The following is a 20,703-nucleotide window of genomic DNA, read 5'->3' on the forward strand; positions in this document are numbered from 1 at the left end:
TCGCCGTCCGCGCCGCCGGCGCGTCTGCCCGGAGGCGGCATCCGGGTACGTCGCGCAACGTCCCGCGAGCGCCCGGACGTACGCACGCTGACGTAGGCGCCTACGCCCCGAGGCGGATCTCGTGAGCCTGACCGGCGGATACGATCGCGCCATGACCGCCCTTTACCGCCCCCGCCTGCCGGTGTGGGCGCAGGACCTGCTCCTCGCGGTCTTCGTCGCCTTCATGCAGGTGCAGGGCACCAGGCAGATCGCGACGCAGGAGCAGTTCGACCGGCTGAGCGTCGTCGGCGTGTACGCGCACGCGGTCCTGCTCGTGCTCAGCGGTCTGATCCTCGTGGTGCGCCGCCGCTGGCCATTGCAGGTGTTCGTCTTCGAGGTCGCGACGAGCGTCATGTACTACGGCTCCGGCTACCCCGACGGCCCCAACTGGGTCGGCGTGTTCATCGCGCTCTACACCGTCACCGCCTACGGCGACCTGCGCTGGGCGTGGGTGGTGCGGGCCGGTCTCGTCACGCTCGTCGGCGGCTGGGTGGTCGCCGCCGTCATGTACCCGCCGGACATCGGGTGGCTGGCCTTCCGGATCGGCACCGCCACGATGGCCGCGGTGCTCGGCGCGTCCGTGCGGATGCGCCGGGAGCTCGCCGCCGAGGCGCAGGAACGGGCGGAACGGGCCGAGCGCACCCGCGAGGAGGAGGCGCGCCGCCGGGTGGACGCCGAGCGGCTGCACATCGCCCGCGAGGTGCACGACACTGTCGCGCACGCGATCGCGGTCATCAACGTGCAGGCCGGGGTGACCGCGCACGTGCTCGACAAGCGCCCCGAGCAGGTCCGGGAGACGCTGCGCACGATCGAGCTGACCAGCGCGCGGGCGCTTCGAGAGCTGCGCGCGACGCTCGGCGTGCTCCGCGACACCGAAGACGGCCGCGCGCCGACGCCGGGGCTGGACCGGGTCGAGGAGCTTGCCGGGCTGGCCCGGGAGGCGGGCCTCGATGTCAAGGTCGACGTGGCCGCCCCGCCGCGCGAGCTGCCCTCGGCTGTCGACCAGGCGGCGTACCGCATCCTCCAGGAGTCGATCACCAACGCGATCCGCCACGCCGGACCGGCCCGGGTCACCGTCGAGGTCCAGTACCAGCCGTCCGACCTGCGGATCCGGGTCACCGACGACGGCAGCGGCTGCGACGGTGGTGGCGGCGCCGGCCGGGGCATCGAGGGGATGCGGGAGCGCTGCGCCCTGCTCGGCGGCGACCTCACCGCCGGGCCACGGACCGGCGGCGGCTTCGAGGTGTACGCCCGGCTCCCGCTCGCGGACGCCGCATGACCGAGGCGCCCATCCGCGTGCTGGTCGCCGACGACCAGGTGCTCGTGCGCACCGGCTTCACGATGCTGCTCGACCTCGAAGACGACATCGCGGTCGTGGGCGAGGCGGCCGACGGCCGGGAGGCGGTGGAGCTGGCCCGCGCGCACCGCCCCGACGTGGTGCTGATGGACATCCGCATGCCGAAGCTCGACGGCATCCAGGCCACCGCCCAGATCGCCGCCACGCCGGGCCTCGCGCGGGTGCGCGTGCTGATCCTGACCACGTACGACACCGACGAGTACGTCTTCGACGCGCTCGAAGCCGGCGCCAGCGGCTTCCTGCTCAAGGACGCCGGCCCGGCCGAGCTGCTGCACGCGATCCGCGTGGTAGCCGCCGGGGAGGCGCTGCTCGCCCCGCGGATCACGCGGCGGCTGATCGGGCAGTTCACGGCCGCGCGGACCGCCCGGCAGACCGCCGATGACCGCCTCGCCGTGCTCACCCAGCGTGAGCGCGAGGTGGTCGCTCTGGTGGGGCGAGCGCTGAGCAACGAGGAGATAGCGGCCGAGCTGACGCTCAGCCCGGCCACCGCCCGCACCCACGTGAGCCGCGCGATGGTCAAGCTCGGGGCCCGCGACCGGGCGCAGTTGGTGGTCGTCGCGTACGAGACCGGTCTGGTGCGGGTTTGATCCCCAGTGCGGGTTTGATCCCCAGTGCGGGTTTAATCGGAGCGTGACCTTCGAGGCAGTGATCCGGGAGCAGGCGCCGCAGGTGCTTGGCGCGCTGGTCCGCCGGTACGGGCAGTTCGACGCCGCCGAGGACGCGGTGCAGGAGGCGCTGCTTGCCGCGGCGGTGCAGTGGCGTGAAGAGGGCGTCCCGGACAATCCGCGCGCATGGCTGATGACCGTCGCCACCCGGCGGCTGACCGACCAGTTCCGCAGCGAGAGCGCCCGCCGCCGCCGCGAGGAAAACGTCGTGGTCATGGCGCCGACCGACGAGCTCGTCGCGCCGGCCGCCGACGAGGAGCGCGGCCCGGACCGGGACGACACGCTCAAGCTGCTCTTCCTCTGCTGCCACCCGGCGCTGACGGCGGCCTCGCAGATCGCGCTCACGCTCCGGGCGGTCGGCGGCCTCACGACGGCGGAGATCGCGCACGCCTTCCTCGTACCGGAGTCGACGATGGCGCAGCGGGTCAGCCGCGCCAAGCAGCGCATCAAGTCGACCGGCAGCACCTTCCAGCTGCCGCCACCGGCGGAGCGGGAGGAGCGGCTGCAGGCGGTGCTGCACGTGCTGTACCTCATCTTCAACGAGGGGTACACCGCCACGTCCGGCGCCGAGCTGCACCGGGTCGAGCTGACCGCCGAGGCGATCCGGCTGGCCCGCGCGGTGCACAGCCTGCTCCCGGACGACGGCGAGGTGGCCGGGCTGCTCGCGCTGATGCTGCTCGTCGACGCCCGCCGCCCCGCCCGCACCGGGCCCGGTGGCGACCTCATTCCGCTCGCCGACCAGGACCGCACCCTGTGGAACAGCGCGTTCATCAAGGAGGGCGTCGCGCTGGTCACCCGCACGCTGGCCCGGGCGCCGCTCGGGCCGTACCAGCTGCAGGCGGCGATCGCGGCGGTGCATGACGAGGCGCCCCGCGCGGAGGACACCGACTGGCCGCAGATCCTCGCCCTCTACGACCTGCTCGCCGGTGTCTCGGACAACCCGATGGTCACGCTCAACCGGGCGGTGGCGGTCGCGATGGTGCGCGGCCCCGAGGCGGGGCTCGACGAACTTTCCACCTTGGACAAGGACGAGCGGGTCGCCGGCCACCATCGGCTCGACGCGGTGCGCGCGCACTTCCAGGAGCTGGCCGGCGACCGGGAAGCGGCCCGGGCCAGCTACCAGCAGGCGGCCAGGCGCACCAACAGCCTGCCGGAGCAGCAGTACCTGCAGGCACGCGCCGCCCGCCTCGCCTGATCCGGGTCACGGTGCCCTTACGCCGGCGTGCCGCGGTGCCTTACGCCGGCGCCGAGGCGTAGCGGCGGCTGAGCACCCGCAGGTGGGCAGCGAGCTCCGGCGCGGCCGCCTCGTCGAAGCTGAAGTCGGCGTCCAGCATGCCGAGGTACAGCGCAAGCATGTGCGGCGAGTCGGAGCCGACCGTGACCGCGCAGGTGCGCTCGTCCACGGGTTCGATGTGGACGGAGGGCGGAAGGCGCTCGGCGACCGCCTGGGCCGTGGCGTGCACGGTGACGCGGGCCCGGTAGCGCCAGGTGGCGGAGTCGAGGCCACGCGCCACATAGCCGGTCACGTCACCGTCCGGCGCCTCGCGCGGCGCAAACCGGGGGCCGGTCGGCACCCGCGGCGTGAGGCGGTCCACCCGGAAGGTGCGCCAGTCCGCCTTGTCCACGTCCCACGCCACGAGGTACCAACGCCGTCCGGTGTGGACCAGCCGGTGCGGCTCGGTGTCCCGCACGCTGGCGGTACCGTCGTGGTTTTCGTAGTCGAACCGGAGCCGGTGGTGGTCGCGGCAGGCGGCGGCGATGGCCGAAAGGGTCCCCGGGTCGACGGCGGGGCCGGTGTGCGGCATCGGCACCATCGACGCGGCGACGGCCTGCACGCGGTGCCGGAGGCGGGACGGGAGCACGTGTTCAAGCTTGGTGAGCGCGCGTACCGACGTCTCGGCCATGCCGGCCACGGTGCCGGCGGCGGCGGTGCGGAGGCCGACCGCGACGGCGACCGCCTCCTCGTCGTCGAGCAGCAGCGGCGGTAGTGCCGCGCCAGCACCGAGCCGGTAGCCGCCGGCCGCACCGGGCGTGGCGTGGACGGGGTAGCCGAGGGTGCGCAGCCGCTCGACGTCGTTGCGGATCGTGCGGACGGTGACGCCGAGCCGCTCGGCGAGCTGCGGGCCGGTCCAGTCGCGCGCCGACTGGAGCAGCGAAAGGAGGCGGAGCAGCCGCGCGGAGGTCTCCAACATTTCTCCAGTCTCGCAGCCAACGCGGAACGAACCTTTCCGCATTGCTTCATAGCCTCGGTGTCATGAAGAGCTTCCGCATCGAGATCCCTCAGACCGATATCGACGATCTTCGCGCCCGTCTCGCGGGGACCCGCTGGCCGGACGAGGTGCCGGGCACCGGTTGGAGCCGCGGCGTACCGCTGGGCCACCTACGGGAGCTGGCCGCCTACTGGGCCGGCGACTTCGACTGGCGGGCGCAGGAGGCCGCGCTGAACGAGCTGCCCAACCTGGTCACCGACGTGGACGGGCAGGCGATCCACCTGATCCACGTGCGCTCCCCCGAGCCGGGCGCGACGCCACTGCTGGTGACCCACGGCTGGCCGAGCTCGCCGGTCGAGTTCCTCAAGGTGATCGGGCCGCTGAGCGACCCGCGCGCGCACGGTGGCGACCCGGCCGACGCGTTCCACCTGGTGATCCCGTCGCTGCCCGGCTACGGCTTCTCCACGCCGCTGGCCGGCGAGGGCTGGGGCAACCTCTTCCGGGTCGCGGGGGCGTGGGCAGAGGTGATGAGCCGGCTGGGGTACGAGCGGTACGCCGTGTACGGCACCGACGCCGGCGCGGGCGTGGCGGGCATGCTCCCGATGGTTGCCCCGGGCCGGGTGACCGGCGTGTACCTGACCGGCACCTCGGCCGCGATGCCCTTCGGCCCGCCCATCGACCTCAATGGACTGTCTGGTGTGGACTGTGAGCGAGCCGAGCGGTTCAACCGCTTCCAGCTGGACGGCATGGGCTACCTGCACCTGCAGGCGACGAGGCCGCAGACGCTCGCCTACGCGCTGACCGACTCGCCCGTGGCCCAGCTCGCCTGGATCGTGGAGAAGGTGCACGAGTGGACCGACCCGGCGACACCGGTCGACCGCGACCAGCTGCTCACCAACGTCAGCGTCAACTGGTTCCAGCGCGCCGGCGCGTCCTCGGCACACGCCACGTACGAGGGGATCCAGGCATGGCGCGCGATGGCCGCGCACGGCGGCTCCGCGGGCGGCGAGGCACCGCCCGGGCCGCCCATGGGAGTGGCGGTGTTCGCCGCCGACAACACGGTCCGCCGGCTGATGGATCCGGCGGGTGCCTTCGCGCACTGGTCGGAGTACGACCGGGGCGGGCACTTCCCGGCGATGGAAGTGCCCGACCTCCTGGTCGACGACGTACGCGCCTTCGTGCGGGTGCTCAGATCTTCGTGAGGGTCCAAATGAGACCGTCGCCGTCGGTGTCACCCTTCAGGGTCAGGGTCGAGCCCTGGCAGCTGTACGCGCCGGCGCCCAGGATCGGGTCGGTCTCGATCACCTTCCCGCTCTGGTTGGCCGCGTCGTCGATGTAGTCACCGATCGGCGCGTTGTTGAGCAGCTGAGCCGCCACCGGCTTGGTCAGCTCCAGGGTCAGCCGCAGGGCGCTCCAGTCGATCGCCCCGACCGGCTCCCACGTGCCCTCCTCGGCCGCGGGGGCCGGAGCGGCGGTCGTGGGCGCCGCACCGGTCGCGCTCGGGCTGGCGCTGGGGACCGGCGGGGTGGCCGGCGTGGCGGGAGCGCTGGTCGTGGTGGTGCTGCCCGAGCTGCTCGCCTTGATCGTGGCGGTGCCCTGCCCGCCGTACGTGGCCGAGCCGGAGACCGAGTTGCCGGCCACGTCGGCGGTGAACGACAGCGGCTGCATGCCGCTGAAGTCGGCCCGGACCTGGCCGCTCGGGTTGATCGTGACGGTGGCGCCGCTGCCGCCGGAGATGCTGCCGCTGGCGGCGGCGCTGGAGGCCTGGCCGCTGACCTGGGTGGTGCGCCAGGTGCCGACCATGCAGCCCGAGGCCGTACCGCTCACGGTGGGCTCGGGCGCCGCTGAGCTTGTGGTGCCGGTGGTGGGGTCGGCCGCGCCAGGCTCGGTGCCGGCACACCCGCCCACGGCGAGGCCGAGCCCGGCCAGGGTCAGGACCGCGACCGTCGGGACGCGCATGATTCCTCCACACGGGAAATGAACATGTCGGTCAATGCGCATACCTGCTACCCGCGCGGCCCGGCGAGGAAACGAAGGCCTGCTCAGCGGAGGAAGGTGAGCAGCGGCTCGCGCAGTGCGTCCGGGTTGTGCAGGACGCCGTGGTCCTGGCCGGCGACGGTCAGGTAGCTGGCGCCGGGGATCGCGCCGGCCACGGCCTGCGCGGCGGCGGGAAACCACGCCGGGCTGGCGCCGCCGGCCATCGTGAGCGTGGGTACGCCGATCTTCGCCAGGCGGTCGGCCGGCAGGGCCAGGTCCGCGCCGCACACCGCCACGTCGTAGGGGAGGGTGTGCGCGAGGCCGACAAGGAACGGCCACGCGGGGCTGGCCTGCATGCCGTCGACCATCCCCGCCGGTACCGCGACCTGCTCGGTGAGGAAGAGGCGCACGGCCTCGTCGCGGCGCTCCTTGGCGACGAACGCGCGGATCTGCTCCGCGGTGCCCTCGGCCGGCAGGGGGCGGAGTCCATCCACGACGAACGGGGTCTCGTACACCGCCAGCCGCTCGACCGGCAGCCCCTGTGCCGTCGCCTCGAGCGCGAGGATGCCACCGGACGAGTGACCGAAGAGGCTGGCCCGGCCGCCGGCTGCGGCGATCAGGGCGGCCAGGTCCTCGATCTCGCGCTCCACCGCGAACGTGTCCGCGTTGTCGCCGCTGTCGCCCCGGCCGCGCCGGTCGTACACGACCGCGGTGACGTGCGGCGCGAGCGTGGCGGCCAGCGCGGCGACGGTCGTGCGGTCGTTGAAGGCGCCGCCGATGAGGATCACAGGCGGGCCGTCGCCCATCGACTCGTACGCGATCGGCGTGCCGTCTGCCGAGGCCACGATCTGCGGGCTGGTGGTGGTCATGGGTGTCCTCCGGGTCATCCGTCCTCTGGGCACTACACCATGGGGTCGGAACCGCGCGCCGGTTCTCGACACGCCTACCGGGGGTCTTTGTAGGGTGAGATCAGTTCCCGGTCACCCGGCCGGGTGATGACCCAACGTGGAGGACCTGTGGCTGTCAGTGCCGATCTCGCGAAGCTCCTCGACAAGGCGTACGAAGACAAGTCCCTCGCCGAGCTCGTGGACGCTCCGGTGGCCGCCCTCTCGGGCGTGAGCGAAGGCGACGCGCAGCTTCTCAAGAGCGCATTCAACATCACCACCATTGGCGACCTCGGTCGCAGCAAGTACTTCAAGGCCGCCCAGGCGCTGGTCAACCTCGCCGACGGCGCCAAGTAGGGATCACTCGACCCCGGCGTAGTCACCCGAGGCCACGGCTGCCAAGGCGGCCAGTGCCGCGGAGAGGGTGTCGACGGGTGGAGCCGCGAGGGCCAGGCGCACCGCGTTGGGCGCGTGCGCCGGCCCCACGGCGAACGCCGCCGCCGGGGTGACCGCGATGCCGTGGCGGGCCGCGGCGGCCACAAAGGTCTCCGCGCGCCACGGCTCCGGCAGCTCCCACCAGCAGTGATAGGCGTGCGGGTCGGCGCGCAGCGCGTACCCCCGCAGGATCTTGCCGGCCATCGCCTGGCGCTCCGCCGCATCGCGCCGCTTCGCGCGGACCAGGCCGGCGACGGTCCCGTCCGCCATCCAGCCGGTCGCGGCGGCGAGCGCGAAACCGCCGGCCGCCCATCCACCGGACCGCAGCGCGGCGGCCACCCGGTCCGCGACCGCGCCCGGCGGCGTGACCACGAAGCCAAGCGTGAGGCCGGGCGACAGGCGCTTGGAGAGGCTGTCGACGACCACCGTGCGGCCGGGTGCGAACGCCGCGAGCGGGGCGGGCTCGTCGCGCAGGAACGCGTACACCGCGTCCTCGATCGCGTAGATGTCGAGCTGGTCGAGGACGGCCGCCAGCGCGGCGCGGCGGGCCGGGGGCATCGTCACGCCGAGCGGGTTGTGCAGCGTGGGCTGCACATAGACAGCGCGCACGCGGGCCTCGCGCACCGCCTCCGGCACGAGGCCGTCGGCGTCCGTCGGCAGCGGTACGAGCGAGACGCCGAGGCGCGCGGCGATGCCCTTGACGACGGGGTAGGTCAGCGCCTCCACGCCCAGCCGCTCCCCCACCGGCACCAGCGCGGCGACGGCGGCGGCAATCGCCTGGCGGCCGTTGCCGGCGAAGAGAATGCGCTCGGGCTGGGGTGTCCAGCCCGCACGGCCCAGCACCGGCGCGGCGGCCTCACGCGCGCCGGCCGGACCGGTGATCGTGGCCGGGGCGAGCGCGGGCCCGAGGGCGGCCGGCCGCAGCAGCCGCTCCAGCCCTGGCGCGAGCAGCGCGGGCTGCTCGGGCAGCACGCTGAAGTTGAGCTCCAGGTCGACCCGCGCGCCGGCGGGCTCGGCGAGCGCCGGGTGGGACACCGGCGCGGACGCGCGGACGAACGTGCCCCGCCCCACCTCGCCGGTGGCCAGGCCGCGGCGGACGAGCTCCCCGTACACGCGGGCGGCGGTGGAGCTGGCGATGCCACGGGACCGGGCGAACGCGCGCTGCGGCGGGAGGCGGTCACCCGGACGCAGCCGGCCGGCGGCGATGTCGTCGGCCAGCTGGTCCGCGATCAGCCGGTAGTCGTCCACGCACGCCTCCCACATTGCACCGAGTGCAATGCTGTCATTGCACTTAGCTATTGCACCACATAGCCTCGATGCATGGCTATGGCGATCATCGACGACATCACGGTGGGGTACGACGACGAGGGCACCGGCGACGCGCTCGTGCTGGTGCACGGGCACCCGTTCGACCGGAGCATGTGGCGGCCACAGGTCGCGCGCTTCAGCCGCGCCGGCTGGCGGGTCATCGCTCCCGACCTGCGGGGATACGGGGAGAGCACGGTCGTGCCCGGCAAGACCACGCTGGACGTCTTCGCCCGTGACATCGCCGGGCTGCTGGACCGGCTCGGCGTGGAGCGGTTCGTCCTCGGTGGACTGTCGATGGGCGGCCAGATCGTGCTGGAGTGCCACCGCCTCTTCGCGCACCGGCTTCGCGGCCTCGTGCTGGCGGACACCTCCGCGCCGGCTGACGGCGACGAGCAGCGCGCATGGCGTGTGAGCACGGCCGAGCGGCTGGTGGCCGAGGGCATGGGGCCGTACGCGGAGGAGGTGCTCTACAAGATGGTCTCGCCGGGCGCGCCGCCCGAGGTGGCCGCGCACGTCCTGGGCATGATGCGCGGCACCGACCCCGAGGGTGCGGCGGCCGCGCTGCGCGGTCGTGCCGAGCGCCCCGACTACGTGGCGATGCTCGCCGGCGTGGCGGTGCCCGCACTGGTGGTGGTCGGTGCGGACGACGAGTTCACGCCGGTGGCCGAGGCCCGCCTGATGAGCGACGCGATCCCGGAGGCGGCGCTGGTCGTGGTCGAGGGCGCGGCGCACATGCCCAACCTGGAGCGCCCCGCCGACTTCGACGAGGCGCTCGCGGCGTTTCTCAAATCGCTCTGAAGAAGCCGGTCCCGGTCCATTCGTAGAACCTCTCGACGATCCAGGCCAACTGCCCGGTGGGCGAGTCGGTGAGCCACGATATAAAGCGCCTAGGTCAAGTTCGGTCCTAGCTTCGTGGCAACCTCAAGCGCATGTGGGAAACCTCGGCGCGCCTGCTCAAGCTCCTGTCCCTGCTGCAAAACCGGCGCGACTGGTCCGGCGCGGAGCTCGCGGAGCGGCTGGGCGTGACGCCCCGCACGGTCCGGCGGGACGTCGACCGGCTGCGCGGTCTCGGCTACCCGGTGCACGCGGTGCCCGGCGTCGCCGGCTACCGCCTGGGCCCAGGCGCCGCGCTGCCGCCGCTGCTGCTCGACGACGAGGAGGCGGTCGCCGTCGCGGTCGGCCTCCGCACGGCCGCCGGCGGCACCGTGGCAGGCATCGAGGAGACGTCGGTACGGGCACTCGCCAAGCTGGAACAGGTGCTCCCCTCCCGTCTGCGCCACCGCATCAACGCGCTGCAAAGCGTCACCGTGCCGCTCACCGCCGGCGGTGCGACGGTCGATCCCGCGACGCTGACCGCGATAGCGGCCGCCTGCCGGGACAGCCACCGCCTCCGCTTCGACTACCGGCAGCCGGACGGCACGGAGAGCCGGCGGGACGTGGAGCCGTACCGGCTGGTCCACACGGGACGCCGCTGGTACCTGGTGGCGTGGGACACCGGTCGCTCGGACTGGCGCACGTTCCGGGTCGACCGGCTCGTCCCGCGCACGCCGACCGGTCCCCGGTTCGAGCCGCGCGAGCTGCCCGCCGACGCCGCCGCGTACGTGTCCCAGTCGGTCTCCTCCTCGCCGTACCGCTACCAGGCGCGGATCCTCATGCACGCGCCGCTCGACGCGGTCGCCGAGGTGGCCTCGCCCACGGTCGGGCGGCTGGAAGCTGTCGACGAGCGCAGCTGCGTACTGCACACCGGCGCCAACTCGCTCGACGAGATCGCGATCCACGTCGGGCTGAAGGGAATCGACTTCGAGGTGCTGGAGCCGCCCGAGCTCGTCGAGCACATCAGGACGCTGGCGCGGCGACTCGCCAGAGCCGCAGGGTGACCGGTTCACCACTAGTCGTGTTTGTCATGTCCTTCATCCGCGAAAGGCGCGAATACGGCACCTTTCGACCTCCCCACGGGCCGCCATAGCGTGGCGTCTGGAGGTTTGGGTCTCTTGGGGTGATGAGCGTGTGGCGGTTCGCGGGCCGTACGGGCTTGGTGCTCGGCGTCCTCGTCGTCTCCACCGCCGTGGCCGCCTCCCCGGCGTCCGCGGCGCAGGGCGTCACTGTGCGGATCTCCGAGGTGACCGGCCGCTTCGAGGCGGGCGCCTCGCCGGCCCAGATGACCGTGGTGGCCACCAAGCGCACCCGCGAGTGCATCAAGGTGCGCTGGTCGCTGGTGGTGAGCGTGGAAAACATGAGCCTCGACCAGCTCACGGTCGACCGCCGCGAGGAAGACGGCTCGTTTCCGGTCGACTTCCAGGCCGACGGCGCCGAGGGGCGGCTGACCGACGAGCGGCTCGACCCCGGCACGCTGTGCCGCAACCGCACGGTCACCGCGCGGTACACGTTCCGGTTCGACGACGACGCCGGCGGTGGCCGCGTGTCCCTGCGCGCCGAGGCGTACGACGCCCGCAACGAGTTCCTGGAAAGCGACACCACCACCCGCAACGTCCAGGGCGACGCGCCCTCTCCCTCACCCACACCGAGCCAGGAAGAGGCGGGCGACCCGACCGAGGAGGCCGAGGCGCCGATCGCCGGCGACATCGCCGATCCGACCACACCGGTCGCCAAGACCGGGGGCTCCGGCCTGCTTCCGGTGGGCCTCGCGGTCGGCGGGATGATGGTCTTCCTCGGCCTGACGCTGCTCCTGCGCGCGCGGAGCAAGCTCCTGCGCAAGCCCGCGGGTCGCCCCGGAATGCGCGGCGACTGGCGCGGCGGCGCCGCGCGCACCATCCGGGAACGGCGCTGACCCCTGCGTTGACCTCAACTCCTGACGGGCAGACTGCGTATGTAGGGCAGAATCGAGCCGTTGCTCGGCCGTGAGGGAGGAAGACCTAATGACGGAGTTGGCGCGCATCGGGGTCACGGGGTTGGCGGTCATGGGCCGCAACCTCGCGCGTAACCTGGCGCGGCACGGCCATCCCGTGGCGGTGCACAACCGCTCGTACGGCCGGACCAAAGAGCTTGTCGAGGAGTTCGGCCACGAGGGGACCTTCCTGCCGGCCGAGACCGCTGAGCAGTTCGTCGCCAGCCTGGAGCGGCCGCGCCGCCTCGTGATCATGGTGAAGGCCGGTGCGCCCACCGACGCCGTGATCGACGAGTTCGCGCCGCTGCTTGAGGCGGGCGACATGATCGTCGACGGAGGCAACGCGCACTTCACCGACACCCGCCGCCGCGAGCAGGCGCTGCGCGAGCGTGGCATCCACTTCGTCGGCTGCGGCATCTCCGGCGGCGAGGAGGGCGCGCTGCACGGGCCCAGCATCATGCCCGGCGGCTCACCCGAGTCGTACGAGGCGCTCGGCCCGCTGCTGGAGGACATCTCCGCGAAGGTCGACGGCACGCCGTGCTGCACCCACGTCGGCCCGGACGGCGCCGGCCACTTCGTCAAGATGGTGCACAACGGCATCGAGTACGCGGACATGCAGCTCATCGCCGAGGCGTACGACCTGCTCCGCCGCGGCGCCGGCCGCGAGCCGACCGAGATCGCCGACATCTTCCGCGGCTGGAACGAGGGGCGGCTCGGCTCGTACCTCATCGAGATCACGGCCGAGGTGCTCGCGCACACCGACGTGACCACCGGCCAGCCCTTCGTCGACGTGGTGCAGGACCAGGCCGAGCAGAAGGGCACGGGCCGCTGGACCGTGCAGATCGCGCTCGACCTTGGCGTGCCGGTCAGCGGCATCGCCGAGGCCGTCTTCGCGCGCTCGCTGTCCGGCGACGCCGACCTGCGCGCCGCCGCCCGCCGGCTGCCCGGCCCGGTGCCGGCCGGCAACTCCGACCTGCTTGTCGAAGACGTGGAGCAGGCGCTGTACGCGTCGAAGATCGTCGCCTACGCGCAGGGCTTCAACCAGATCCAGGCCGGCAGCGCCGAGTACAACTGGAGCATCGACCCCGGCGCCATGTCGACGATCTGGCGCGGCGGCTGCATCATCCGGGCCAAGTTCCTCGACCGCATCAAGGCGGCCTACGACAGCAACCCGGGCCTGCCTTCGCTGCTCGTCGACGACTACTTCCAGGACGCCGTGCGGGGCGCGCAGGACGCCTGGCGCCGCGTCGTCACGTCCGCGACCTGGCTGGGCATCCCGGTGCCGGGCTTCGCTTCGGCGCTCGCGTACTACGACGGCCTTCGGGCCGAGCGGCTGCCGGCCGCGCTGGTGCAGGGCCAGCGCGACTTCTTCGGCGCCCACACGTACCGCCGCGTCGACCGCGAGGGCAGCTACCACGTGCTGTGGGGCGGTGACCGCAAGGAGGTCGCCGGCTGACGCGGATCAGTTGGAGAGCGGCGGGTCCCGGGTCGGGGCCCGCCGCTCGCATTCTTAGGAGTCGACCTCGCCCTGCGCCTTCTGGCAGGCGGTGGTCGCCTGCCGCAGCGCGGTGTCGAGCGCGGCCTCGTTGTTGGAGCCGGCCGCGTCCAGCGCCTCCACGAAGCGGCGCATGCAGGGCAGCAGCACGTCGCGCTCCTTGGTGACCTTGTCGAGCGACTCCTTGTTTTTGGTCGACTCGTCCTTCGCCTTCGTGAGGTCCGACTCGAGCTGGGTGATCTTGTCGTTGTTGGCCTTGATGGTCTCGTCGCGGTCGGAGACCTGGCTGCTCAGCGTGTCCCGGGTGTCGCCGAGCTGACTGCTCTTGGCCACGTAGAGACCGGTCATCACGCCGGCCAGCAGGAAGAGCGCGACCGCCGCCACCACCGCCACCAGCATCGGCGCCCGCCCGGGCTGCTGCTGTTGCTGCCCGTACGCGACACCGGTGGCCGGCGGCGCACCGGAGACGGCGTACGGCGGTGTGCTCGTCGCCGGCCAGCTCCCGGTGGGCTGGGGCGGCGGCGGGTAGCCGGGGTAGGCCGGCGACTGCGGCGGGTACTGCTGCTGCGGGTCTTCCGGCGGGTACCCGGGGTGGGTCATCGCTCTTCCTCCTGAGGGGCTGGACTTCGTAAGGGTCAGCAGACCCGAAACTTCGTGCAGGCGACCTGGATCGGGGTGGCCAACCCGATCCCTTCGGAATCCTTGGCCTTGAGGCTGGCGATGCCCACCACCTGTTTGGCCGTGTTGACCACCGGGCCGCCGGAGTTGCCAGGGTTGATCGAGGCGTCGAACTGGATGAGGTCTCCGGCGCCGCCCTCGCCCTTGCGCAGCGCGCTCACCACGCCGACCGTCACGCTGTCGGTCAGCCCCAGCGGCGCGCCGATCACCACGATCTGCTGCCCGGACTTGACCGGCTCGGTGGCTGTCGCGAGGCCGGCGAGCTCGAACGGCGCCGAGAGCACGGCGACGTCGTTGGCCTGGTCGACATCGGTCACCGTCGCAGAGTAGGTCTCGCCGTCGCGCTCGAGCTCCACCCGGTTGGAGCCGCTGCCCCAGACCTCCCGCACCACGTGGTACGCCGTCAGCAGCCGGCTGCTGCCCGAGCTGGGACTGCCGATCGCGAACGCGGTGCCGGTCAGCGTGCCGGCGGTGATGCGGAAGACGCTGGGCAGCACGGCCGCCGCCACCGCCTGGGGGTCGAAGACCCGGCCGGCCTGCTCACCGAGCTGGTTGACCTGGCCCTCCAGGCTGTCGAGCCGCTGGTCGTCACTTGCCTGCACACGGTCTGCGTCAGCACGGGCCGAGGCAAGGTCGCCGCGCAGGTCGCTGATCTGGCGGGCCTGGACGATCGCGACCACGCCGAGAGCGAGCGTGAACACGACCGCCACCGCGGCGAGCACGAAGCCGGCCCGGCGCGGCTTGGGCGCCGCCGGCGCACCCGATACCGCGGCGCCGGACACCGGCCGCACCACGGGCGGCGGCGCCATCACTGGCTGCGGGCCGGCAACCGGCGGCGGGCCGGCAACCGGCGGCGGGCCGGCAACCGGCGGCGGGCCGGCAACCGGCGGCGGCCCCATCACGGGCTGCGGGTAGCCGGGCGGCGGCAGGTGCGCGGGCTGGGGCTGGGGCTGAGCGGCGACGGGCGGGGTGGCTGCGTGGGCAGGGGCGGCGGTGCGGCCGCCCCACCCTGGACCGGAAACGGAATCCGACCGGTCGGCTCGTCCGAGCCCGGGCCACCTCCCCCGGGACCGTGCGCAGTGGTCACCGGTCAAGGATCGCATCGAGGCGCAAGCTCGCCCATATCGCCGCCATATCGATCAGGGCGGGTAGCGTCGGCCTGGTGATCCGCGTGCTGCTCGCTGACGACGAAGCCATGATCCGTGCCGGCGTGAAGGCGATCCTCGCCGCCGACCCCGAGATCGACGTCGTGGCCGAGGCGGGCGACGGCCGGGAGGCGGTCGACCTCACGCTCGCCCACCGCCCGCAGGTCGCGCTGCTGGACATCCGCATGCCGCGCCTCGACGGCCTCGCCGCGGCTGCCGAGATCCACCGTGTCGCGCCGGAGACGGCGGTGGTCATGCTGACCACGTTCGGCGAGGACGACTACATCGCCCGCGCGCTCGGCGAAGGCGCAAGCGGGTTTCTGCTGAAGTCCGGCGACCCGCGCGAGCTGATCACGGGCGTGCGCGCGGTGGCCGGCGGCGCCGCGTACCTCTCGCCGCGCGTGGCCCACCGCGTGATCAGCGAGCTGCGCGACGGCCGCATGACCCGCGGCGCCGCCGCCCGCACCCGCACCGACGCGCTGACCGACCGGGAGCGCGACGTGCTGGCGCTGGTCGGCGCGGGACTGTCCAATGCGGAGATCGCGAAGCGCCTCTTCCTCGTGGAGGGCACCGTCAAGAGCTACGTGAGCGCAATCCTGACCCGGCTCGGGGTACGCAACCGCGTGCAGGCGGCCATCATCGCCTACGAGGCAGGCCTCGTCGCATCAGAGCAGTGACGGCCTCCAGCAGCAGGCCCGCCGCCACCGCGATGGCCACCGCGAGCCCGGGCGCGCGGCCGCCGACCAGCTCCAGCTGGAAGAAGTCCTGCAGGAACGGGACCACCAGCACCACCGCGAAGGCGCCGCCCATCGCGGCCACGAGCAGGACCCGCCACCAGGTGTACGGCCGCGCGATGATCGCCAGCCCCCACAGCGCGACAAGGAAGAGCGTGAGCGTGGCGGCGGACGTCTCGGCGTCCAGGTTGCCGTCGTAGACGCCGCGAGCCGCAAGGTACGACGCGGTCGTGGCCGCCGCCGCGAGCACGCCCGCCGGCACCGCGAACCGCAGCACCCGCCCGACGAAGCCGCCCCTCGCCCGCTCGGTGTTGGGCGCGAGCGCGAGGAAGAACGCCGGTATGCCGATCGTCAGCGACCCGATCAGCGTCAGGTGGCGGGGCAGGAAGGGGTACGGCACCTGGCTCAGCACGACGATGACGGCGAGCAGCACCGAGTACACCGTCTTGGTGAGGAAGAGGTTGGCGACGCGCTCGATGTTGCCGATCACCCGGCGCCCCTCGGCCACCACCGAAGGGAGCGCGGCGAAGCTGTTGTCCAGCAACACGATCTGAGCCACCGCGCGGGTCGCCGGGCTGCCCGAGCCCATCGCCACGCCGATGTCGGCGTCCTTGAGCGCGAGCACGTCGTTCACCCCGTCGCCGGTCATCGCGACGGTGTGACCGCGGGCCTGCAGCGCGGCGACGATCTCGCGCTTCTGCTGCGGCCCCACCCGGCCGAAGACAGTGCCGTCCGCCACGGCGTCGGCCAGAGCCTCGCGGTCGTCCGGGAGCGTGCGCGCGTCCACCGGGCGGTCCGCGCCGGGCAGGTCCAGCGAGCGCGCGACCGCGCCGACCGACAGCGCGTTGTCGCCCGAGATCACCTTGACCGCCACGCCCTGCTCGGCAAAGTACCGCAGCGTCTCGGGCGCGTCGGCGCGCAGCCGCTGGGCGAGCACGACCAGCGCCACCGGTGTGTCGTCCCGTTTGAGGAGCAGCACGCGCAGCCCGCGCGCGCCGTACCCGTCGGCCTCGGACAGCGCCTCGTGCCCCGCCGGCAGGAGCACGTCGGGCGCGCCGAGCCGCCAGGTGGCCGTTGTCCCGTCCGGCGCGGTGAGCGTGGCCCCGCTGAAGCGGCGAGCGGAGGAGAACGGCATCCGCTCCCCCACCGTCCACTGTGGCTGCTCAGGGCATGCGGCGGCGATTGCCCGCATGCTCGGGTTTGGCCGCTCGTCCGCGGCGGCCAGCGCGCCGAGCACCGCCCCGGCCTGCGCAGCGCCCTCACCCAGCGGCCGCACCTCGGCCACGGCCATCTCCACGTCGGTGAGCGTGCCGGTCTTGTCGAGCGCGACCACGCTCACCCGGGCCAGCCCTTCGATCGCGGGCAGCTCCTGCACGAGCGTGTTGCGCCGCCCGAGCCGGATCACACCGACCGCGAACGCCACCGAGGTGAGCAGCACCAGCCCTTCCGGCACCATCGGCACCAGGCCGCCGACCATGCGGCGTACCGCCTCGGGCAGGTCGTCGGAGTTGACGGCGACCTGGCTGGCCACGAGCGCCAGCCCGGTCGGAATGATCATCCAGGTGACCACCCGCAGGATCGTGTTGATGCCGTTGCGCAGCTGCGAGTCGACGAGCGTGAAACGGCTGGCCTCCTCGGCGAGCCGGGCCGCGTAGGCCTCGCGGCCCACCTTCGTCGCGGTGAACGAGCCGGCGCCGGAGACCACGAAGCTGCCGGAGAGCACCTGGTCGCCCGCCCGCTTGACGACCGGGTCCGCCTCGCCGGTGAGCAGGGACTCGTCCACCTCCAGGTGCTCGGCCTCGGCGACCACCCCGTCCACCACGATCTTGTCGCCGGCGCCGAGCTCGATCAGGTCGTCGAGCACGATCTCCGAGGCGTCCACCTCGACCGCGAAGCCGTCCCGGCGCACCACCGGGCGGGCGGCGCCCACGATCGCCAGCCGGTCGAGCGTCCGCTTGGCCCGCAGCTCCTGGATGACGCCGATCAGGGTGTTCGCGATGATCACGCCGCCGAAGAGGGCATCCTGGATCGGACCGACCGACAAGATCATGATCAGGAGCACACCGATGATGGCGTTGATCCTGGTGAACAGGTTGGCCCGGATGATCTCGCCCACGCTCCGGCTGGACCTGGCCGGTACGTCGTTCACCTTCCCGGCGGCGATCCGCTCGGCCACCTCCGGCGCGGTCAGGCCGGTCTCCACGCGCAGCATGGGGCCACGGTAGGTGGGCGGCGGCGGGGAGCGCCCCGGCCGATCGTCGTCGGGTGACCCTGACTTTCGGCAGGGTTGGTGGCGCCGGAGCAGGGCTAACGTCGAGGCTGTGCGACGCGTGGCGACCGACATCCTGCTCTGGGTGGTGCTCGCCCTGCCCGTCGCGATCTCCTGGCCCGGCCACAACGCGTACCCCCTCTGGCTCCTCCTGCTCTCGATCGCCGCGCTCGCGGCGGCGGTGGCGGTGAGCCGGCGCTACCCGCTCGCCTCGCTCTTCGTCGTGGTCGCGCTCACCGCCGTGGACGGCAACTTCTCCTTCGCGCTGCCCGTGGTGAGCTACCTGGTCGGCCGGCGGATGGCGAGCGTGATCCCGGCCGCCGTCGGTTTCCTGGCGATCGTCGCCGTCGCCACGCCGTACGTGCTCGTTGACGCCGGCTTCATCGTCTGGACCCAGATGGCCGGCGTGCTCGTGTACGCGGGGCTCTTTCCCTGGCTCGTCGGCCGCTACCGGCGGCAGCAGCAGGATCTCGTCGCCGCCGGCTGGGAGCACGCCGAGCAGCTCGAGCGCGAGCAGCGGATGGCCGCCGACCAGGTGCGGCTGCGCGAGCGGACGCGGATCGCCGAGGACATGCACGACTCGCTCGGCCACGAGCTCAGCCTGATCGCGCTAAGGGCCGGCGCGCTGGAGCTCGACCCCGACCTCGACAAGCGGCACCGGGGTGCCGCGGCCGAACTGCGGGCCAGCGCCGGCGCCGCCACCGAGCGGCTGCGCGAGATCATCGGTGTGCTCCGGGACCAGACCGACCCGGCACCCGTGCGGCCGGTGGACGAGGACATCGCCGAGCTCGTGTGGCGGGCGAAGGACTCGGGCATGGCCGTCGACTTCGACCGCGACGGGGCGGCCGGCCCGCTGCCGCCCATGGTCGACCGGGCCGCGCACCGGGTCGTGCAGGAGTCGCTGACCAACGCCAACAAGTACGCCCCCGGCGCCCCGGTCACGGTCCGGATCGAGCGCGGCGCCACGGACACGACGGTGACCGTGCGAAACGGGCCACCGCCCGCCGGCCCCCTCCCCACGAGCGTGGCGGGCGGGCGCGGCCTGGTCGGGCTCACCGAGCGGGTGCGGCTGGCCGGCGGTACCCTCAGCGCCGCCCGCGTGCCGGACGGCGGCTTCGAGGTGGTGGCCCGCCTGCCGTACACGGCGACGCCCGCCCCGCCCGCGCCGGAGACCTCGACCGACCGGCGGCGACTCGTGCAGCGGCAGGCACGGCGCGGCCTCATCGCGGCGTTCGCGGTGCCGGTCGCGCTGGGCATCGTGATCGGCGGTACCGCGCTGGCCTACTTCGCCCACGCGACCGCAAACTCGGTGCTGCCGCCGGACGAGTACTCCCGCCTCAGCGTCGGGATGAGCCAGGCGGACGTGGAGCGGGTGCTCCCGGACCGCGAGTGGCTGGACGCGCCGGATCGCGAGGACGGTCCCGGTGACGACTGCCGCTACTACCGGTCACACGGAGACATGCTGCGCGCACGACTCGACGTCTACCGCCTCTGTTTCGCGGACGGCCGCTTGGTGGCGAAGGACGCTCTCCCCAGCGCGTGACCTGTCTCGTTTCCGACAGGTCCGCGCCGGGTGGCGACACGGGGCGCCCTTGCCCTCGGTGCCGCCGACCCGGCCGGAAATTGGTAGGAGCGGGGGCTGGAGGCAGCTTGGCAGGCTTGGCAGGAAGCCCGCCGCTCCCGTCACATGACTATGGCTTGTGCGAGTCGCATTTGCAAGAGACTCAACATGATCATTCATGGTACGTTTCGCCCGGCGGGCTTGGATCCGTGCCGCCGCGGTTGTACAAGTTCACAAAGTGTCGTGTCCCGGGTGCGGGAGGAGGAGTCGTGGAGGGCACGAGCCCGACCGTCCAGCGCCGCCGGCTCGGACTCGCTCTGCGTACATTGCGGCAGGAGCGGGGGCTGACCGGTGAGCAGGTCGGCGAGCAAGTGGAACGTTCCGCGTCGTGGATATCCCGTGTGGAGGGTGGCCGTATCGGCATCCGCGGCCGGGATCTGCGCGACCTCCTCGACCTGTACCAGGTGGACGATGCCGGCCGCCGCGCCGAGCTGCTCTCCCTCGCCGAGCGGGGGCGGGCGCGCAGCTGGTGGAGCGAGTTCAGCGGCACGATCTCCGAGGCGTACGCGACGTTCGTCGGCTTCGAGGACGAGGCGACCCGCTTCGAGTCGTACGAGCCGATGGTCGTGCCGGGCCTGCTCCAGCTCGAGTCGTACGCCCGGGCCCTGGTCGAGAGCGGCATCCCCCAGCTCAGCCGGCGCGAGGTGGAAGACCGCATCCAGGTGCGGCTGCGGCGGCAGGAGGTGCTCCGCAAGCCGGACCCGCTGCAGCTCTCGCTCGTGCTTCAGGAGGGCGTGCTGCGCCAGCGGGTCGGCAGCAGCCAGATCATGCGCGACCAGCTGCGCCACCTGATCGAGGCTGCCAATCTGCCCAACGTGGACCTGCGCATCCTGCTCGACGAGGACACCCAGCCGCTCGGCAGCTTCCACCACTTCGTCGTGATCTATCTGGAATCCGATACCCCCGAAACGGTGTACGTCGAGGATTTCGCCGGGGGCGATTTGAACGCGCCGGTAGCATCCGCCCGTATCAGGAAACGTTCGCGCGATTTAACCGTCTCGCGCTCGATCCAGGCGAGTCGATAACTAAGATCGAACTCGC

Annotated in this window: 19 protein-coding genes; 12 read left to right on the forward strand and 7 right to left on the reverse strand. The window is 72.8% G+C overall.

Translation table 11 applies throughout. The annotated features are described in order from the left end of the window. Positions 1-151: 151 nt before the first annotated feature. The 3 genes from Phou_RS13085 to Phou_RS13095 are packed head-to-tail and all read left to right on the forward strand — an operon-like array spanning position 152 to position 3,256. Complete coding sequence (locus Phou_RS13085; RefSeq protein WP_173056300.1) at positions 152-1,318, forward strand: sensor histidine kinase; 1,167 nt, start codon at positions 152-154, stop codon at positions 1,316-1,318. Beyond that, positions 1,315-1,983 (forward strand): response regulator transcription factor, encoded by a 669-nt coding sequence (locus tag Phou_RS13090; protein WP_173056301.1) that lies wholly within the window; start codon positions 1,315-1,317, stop codon positions 1,981-1,983. The genes Phou_RS13085 and Phou_RS13090 overlap by 4 nt, the downstream gene beginning before the upstream one ends. Positions 1,984-2,026: 43 nt before the next feature. Beyond that, a complete protein-coding gene (locus Phou_RS13095) occupies positions 2,027-3,256 on the forward strand; it encodes an RNA polymerase sigma factor (protein ID WP_173056302.1) in 1,230 nt (409 codons plus the stop codon). Positions 3,257-3,296: 40 nt separating this feature from the next. Here the strand turns inward: Phou_RS13095 and Phou_RS13100 are convergent, their stop codons facing one another. After that, the gene (locus tag Phou_RS13100) at positions 3,297-4,253 is read right to left on the reverse strand and encodes a helix-turn-helix transcriptional regulator (RefSeq protein ID WP_173056303.1); all 957 of its coding nucleotides are present in this window, start codon (positions 4,251-4,253) and stop codon (positions 3,297-3,299) included. 62 nt (positions 4,254-4,315) lie between these two features. On the opposite strand from Phou_RS13100, the gene Phou_RS13105 reads away from it, so the two are divergent. Beyond that, positions 4,316-5,473 carry an epoxide hydrolase family protein gene (locus Phou_RS13105; protein WP_173056304.1) on the forward strand — a complete coding sequence of 386 codons (1,158 nt, stop codon included), beginning with the start codon at positions 4,316-4,318 and terminating at the stop codon, positions 5,471-5,473. On the opposite strand, the gene Phou_RS13110 is transcribed toward Phou_RS13105, so the two are convergent. Together Phou_RS13110 and Phou_RS13115 are read right to left on the reverse strand one after the other, a co-directional pair. Further along, positions 5,460-6,230, reverse strand: coding sequence for a hypothetical protein (locus Phou_RS13110; protein ID WP_173056305.1), 771 nt, complete (start codon positions 6,228-6,230; stop codon positions 5,460-5,462). The two genes, Phou_RS13105 and Phou_RS13110, sit on opposite strands and share 14 nt — an antisense overlap. An 83-nt stretch (positions 6,231-6,313) precedes the next feature. Beyond that, complete coding sequence (locus tag Phou_RS13115) at positions 6,314-7,117, reverse strand: alpha/beta fold hydrolase (RefSeq protein ID WP_173056306.1); 804 nt, start codon at positions 7,115-7,117, stop codon at positions 6,314-6,316. Positions 7,118-7,264: 147 nt separating this feature from the next. On the opposite strand from Phou_RS13115, the gene Phou_RS13120 reads away from it, so the two are divergent. After that, complete coding sequence (locus Phou_RS13120; protein ID WP_173056307.1) at positions 7,265-7,489, forward strand: hypothetical protein; 225 nt, start codon at positions 7,265-7,267, stop codon at positions 7,487-7,489. A gap of 3 nt (positions 7,490-7,492) precedes the next feature. Here the strand turns inward: Phou_RS13120 and Phou_RS13125 are convergent, their stop codons facing one another. Continuing rightward, entirely contained in the window at positions 7,493-8,815 is a 1,323-nt protein-coding gene (locus Phou_RS13125; RefSeq protein WP_173056308.1) for an aminotransferase-like domain-containing protein, read from the reverse strand. Between the two features lie 72 nt (positions 8,816-8,887). Here Phou_RS13125 and Phou_RS13130 point away from each other — a divergent pair, with 72 nt between their 5' ends. From Phou_RS13130 to gnd, 4 genes are all read left to right on the forward strand, one after another. Continuing rightward, a complete protein-coding gene (locus tag Phou_RS13130; RefSeq protein ID WP_173056309.1) occupies positions 8,888-9,673 on the forward strand; it encodes an alpha/beta fold hydrolase in 786 nt (261 codons plus the stop codon). Positions 9,674-9,804: 131 nt separating this feature from the next. Next, complete coding sequence (locus Phou_RS13135) at positions 9,805-10,752, forward strand: helix-turn-helix transcriptional regulator (RefSeq protein ID WP_173056310.1); 948 nt, start codon at positions 9,805-9,807, stop codon at positions 10,750-10,752. A 122-nt stretch (positions 10,753-10,874) separates the two neighbouring features. After that, entirely contained in the window at positions 10,875-11,663 is a 789-nt protein-coding gene (locus Phou_RS13140; RefSeq protein WP_173056311.1) for a hypothetical protein, read from the forward strand. Positions 11,664-11,751: 88 nt separating this feature from the next. After that, positions 11,752-13,176: an NADP-dependent phosphogluconate dehydrogenase gene (gene gnd / locus Phou_RS13145; protein WP_173056312.1), complete on the forward strand. Its 1,425-nt coding sequence runs from the start codon at positions 11,752-11,754 to the stop codon at positions 13,174-13,176. Between the two features lie 54 nt (positions 13,177-13,230). Here the strand turns inward: gnd and Phou_RS13150 are convergent, their stop codons facing one another. Beyond that, complete coding sequence (locus Phou_RS13150) at positions 13,231-13,815, reverse strand: hypothetical protein (protein WP_173056313.1); 585 nt, start codon at positions 13,813-13,815, stop codon at positions 13,231-13,233. A gap of 35 nt (positions 13,816-13,850) precedes the next feature. Next, positions 13,851-14,702: a S1C family serine protease gene (locus tag Phou_RS13155; RefSeq protein WP_173056314.1), complete on the reverse strand. Its 852-nt coding sequence runs from the start codon at positions 14,700-14,702 to the stop codon at positions 13,851-13,853. Between the two features lie 350 nt (positions 14,703-15,052). On the opposite strand from Phou_RS13155, the gene Phou_RS13160 reads away from it, so the two are divergent. Beyond that, on the forward strand, positions 15,053-15,715 hold the full coding sequence (locus Phou_RS13160; RefSeq protein ID WP_281365070.1) for a response regulator: 663 nt from the start codon (positions 15,053-15,055) through the stop codon (positions 15,713-15,715). On the opposite strand, the gene Phou_RS13165 is transcribed toward Phou_RS13160, so the two are convergent. After that, on the reverse strand, positions 15,675-17,984 hold the full coding sequence (locus Phou_RS13165) for a cation-translocating P-type ATPase (protein WP_178134962.1): 2,310 nt from the start codon (positions 17,982-17,984) through the stop codon (positions 15,675-15,677). The two genes, Phou_RS13160 and Phou_RS13165, sit on opposite strands and share 41 nt — an antisense overlap. 109 nt (positions 17,985-18,093) lie before the next feature. Between Phou_RS13165 and Phou_RS13170 the strand changes: the two genes are divergently transcribed. Both Phou_RS13170 and Phou_RS13175 read left to right on the forward strand, forming a co-directional pair. After that, complete coding sequence (locus tag Phou_RS13170; protein ID WP_173056317.1) at positions 18,094-19,584, forward strand: sensor histidine kinase; 1,491 nt, start codon at positions 18,094-18,096, stop codon at positions 19,582-19,584. Positions 19,585-19,871: 287 nt separating this feature from the next. Beyond that, entirely contained in the window at positions 19,872-20,687 is an 816-nt protein-coding gene (locus Phou_RS13175; protein ID WP_173056318.1) for a helix-turn-helix domain-containing protein, read from the forward strand. Positions 20,688-20,703 lie beyond the last annotated feature (16 nt).

The sequence above is a fragment of the Phytohabitans houttuyneae genome (assembly GCF_011764425.1).
GTDB classification, from domain to species: Bacteria; Actinomycetota; Actinomycetes; order Mycobacteriales; family Micromonosporaceae; genus Phytohabitans; species Phytohabitans houttuyneae.

Bases quoted from the DNA above. Each gene is read 5' to 3' on its own strand.
- Phou_RS13100 (WP_173056303.1), bottom strand. From the start codon at position 4,253: ATGTTGGAGACCTCCGCGCGGCTGCTCCGCCTCCTTTCGCTGCTCCAG.
- Phou_RS13140 (WP_173056311.1), top strand. From the start codon at position 10,875: ATGAGCGTGTGGCGGTTCGCGGGCCGTACGGGCTTGGTGCTCGGCGTC.
- Phou_RS13155 (WP_173056314.1), bottom strand. From the start codon at position 14,702: ATGGCGCCGCCGCCCGTGGTGCGGCCGGTGTCCGGCGCCGCGGTATCG.
- Phou_RS13085 (WP_173056300.1), top strand. From the start codon at position 152: ATGACCGCCCTTTACCGCCCCCGCCTGCCGGTGTGGGCGCAGGACCTG.
- Phou_RS13165 (WP_178134962.1), bottom strand. From the start codon at position 17,984: ATGCTGCGCGTGGAGACCGGCCTGACCGCGCCGGAGGTGGCCGAGCGG.
- Phou_RS13110 (WP_173056305.1), bottom strand. From the start codon at position 6,230: ATGCGCGTCCCGACGGTCGCGGTCCTGACCCTGGCCGGGCTCGGCCTC.
- Phou_RS13150 (WP_173056313.1), bottom strand. From the start codon at position 13,815: ATGACCCACCCCGGGTACCCGCCGGAAGACCCGCAGCAGCAGTACCCG.
- Phou_RS13130 (WP_173056309.1), top strand. From the start codon at position 8,888: ATGGCTATGGCGATCATCGACGACATCACGGTGGGGTACGACGACGAG.
- Phou_RS13090 (WP_173056301.1), top strand. From the start codon at position 1,315: ATGACCGAGGCGCCCATCCGCGTGCTGGTCGCCGACGACCAGGTGCTC.
- Phou_RS13135 (WP_173056310.1), top strand. From the start codon at position 9,805: ATGTGGGAAACCTCGGCGCGCCTGCTCAAGCTCCTGTCCCTGCTGCAA.
- Phou_RS13105 (WP_173056304.1), top strand. From the start codon at position 4,316: ATGAAGAGCTTCCGCATCGAGATCCCTCAGACCGATATCGACGATCTT.
- Phou_RS13115 (WP_173056306.1), bottom strand. From the start codon at position 7,117: ATGACCACCACCAGCCCGCAGATCGTGGCCTCGGCAGACGGCACGCCG.
- gnd (WP_173056312.1), top strand. From the start codon at position 11,752: ATGACGGAGTTGGCGCGCATCGGGGTCACGGGGTTGGCGGTCATGGGC.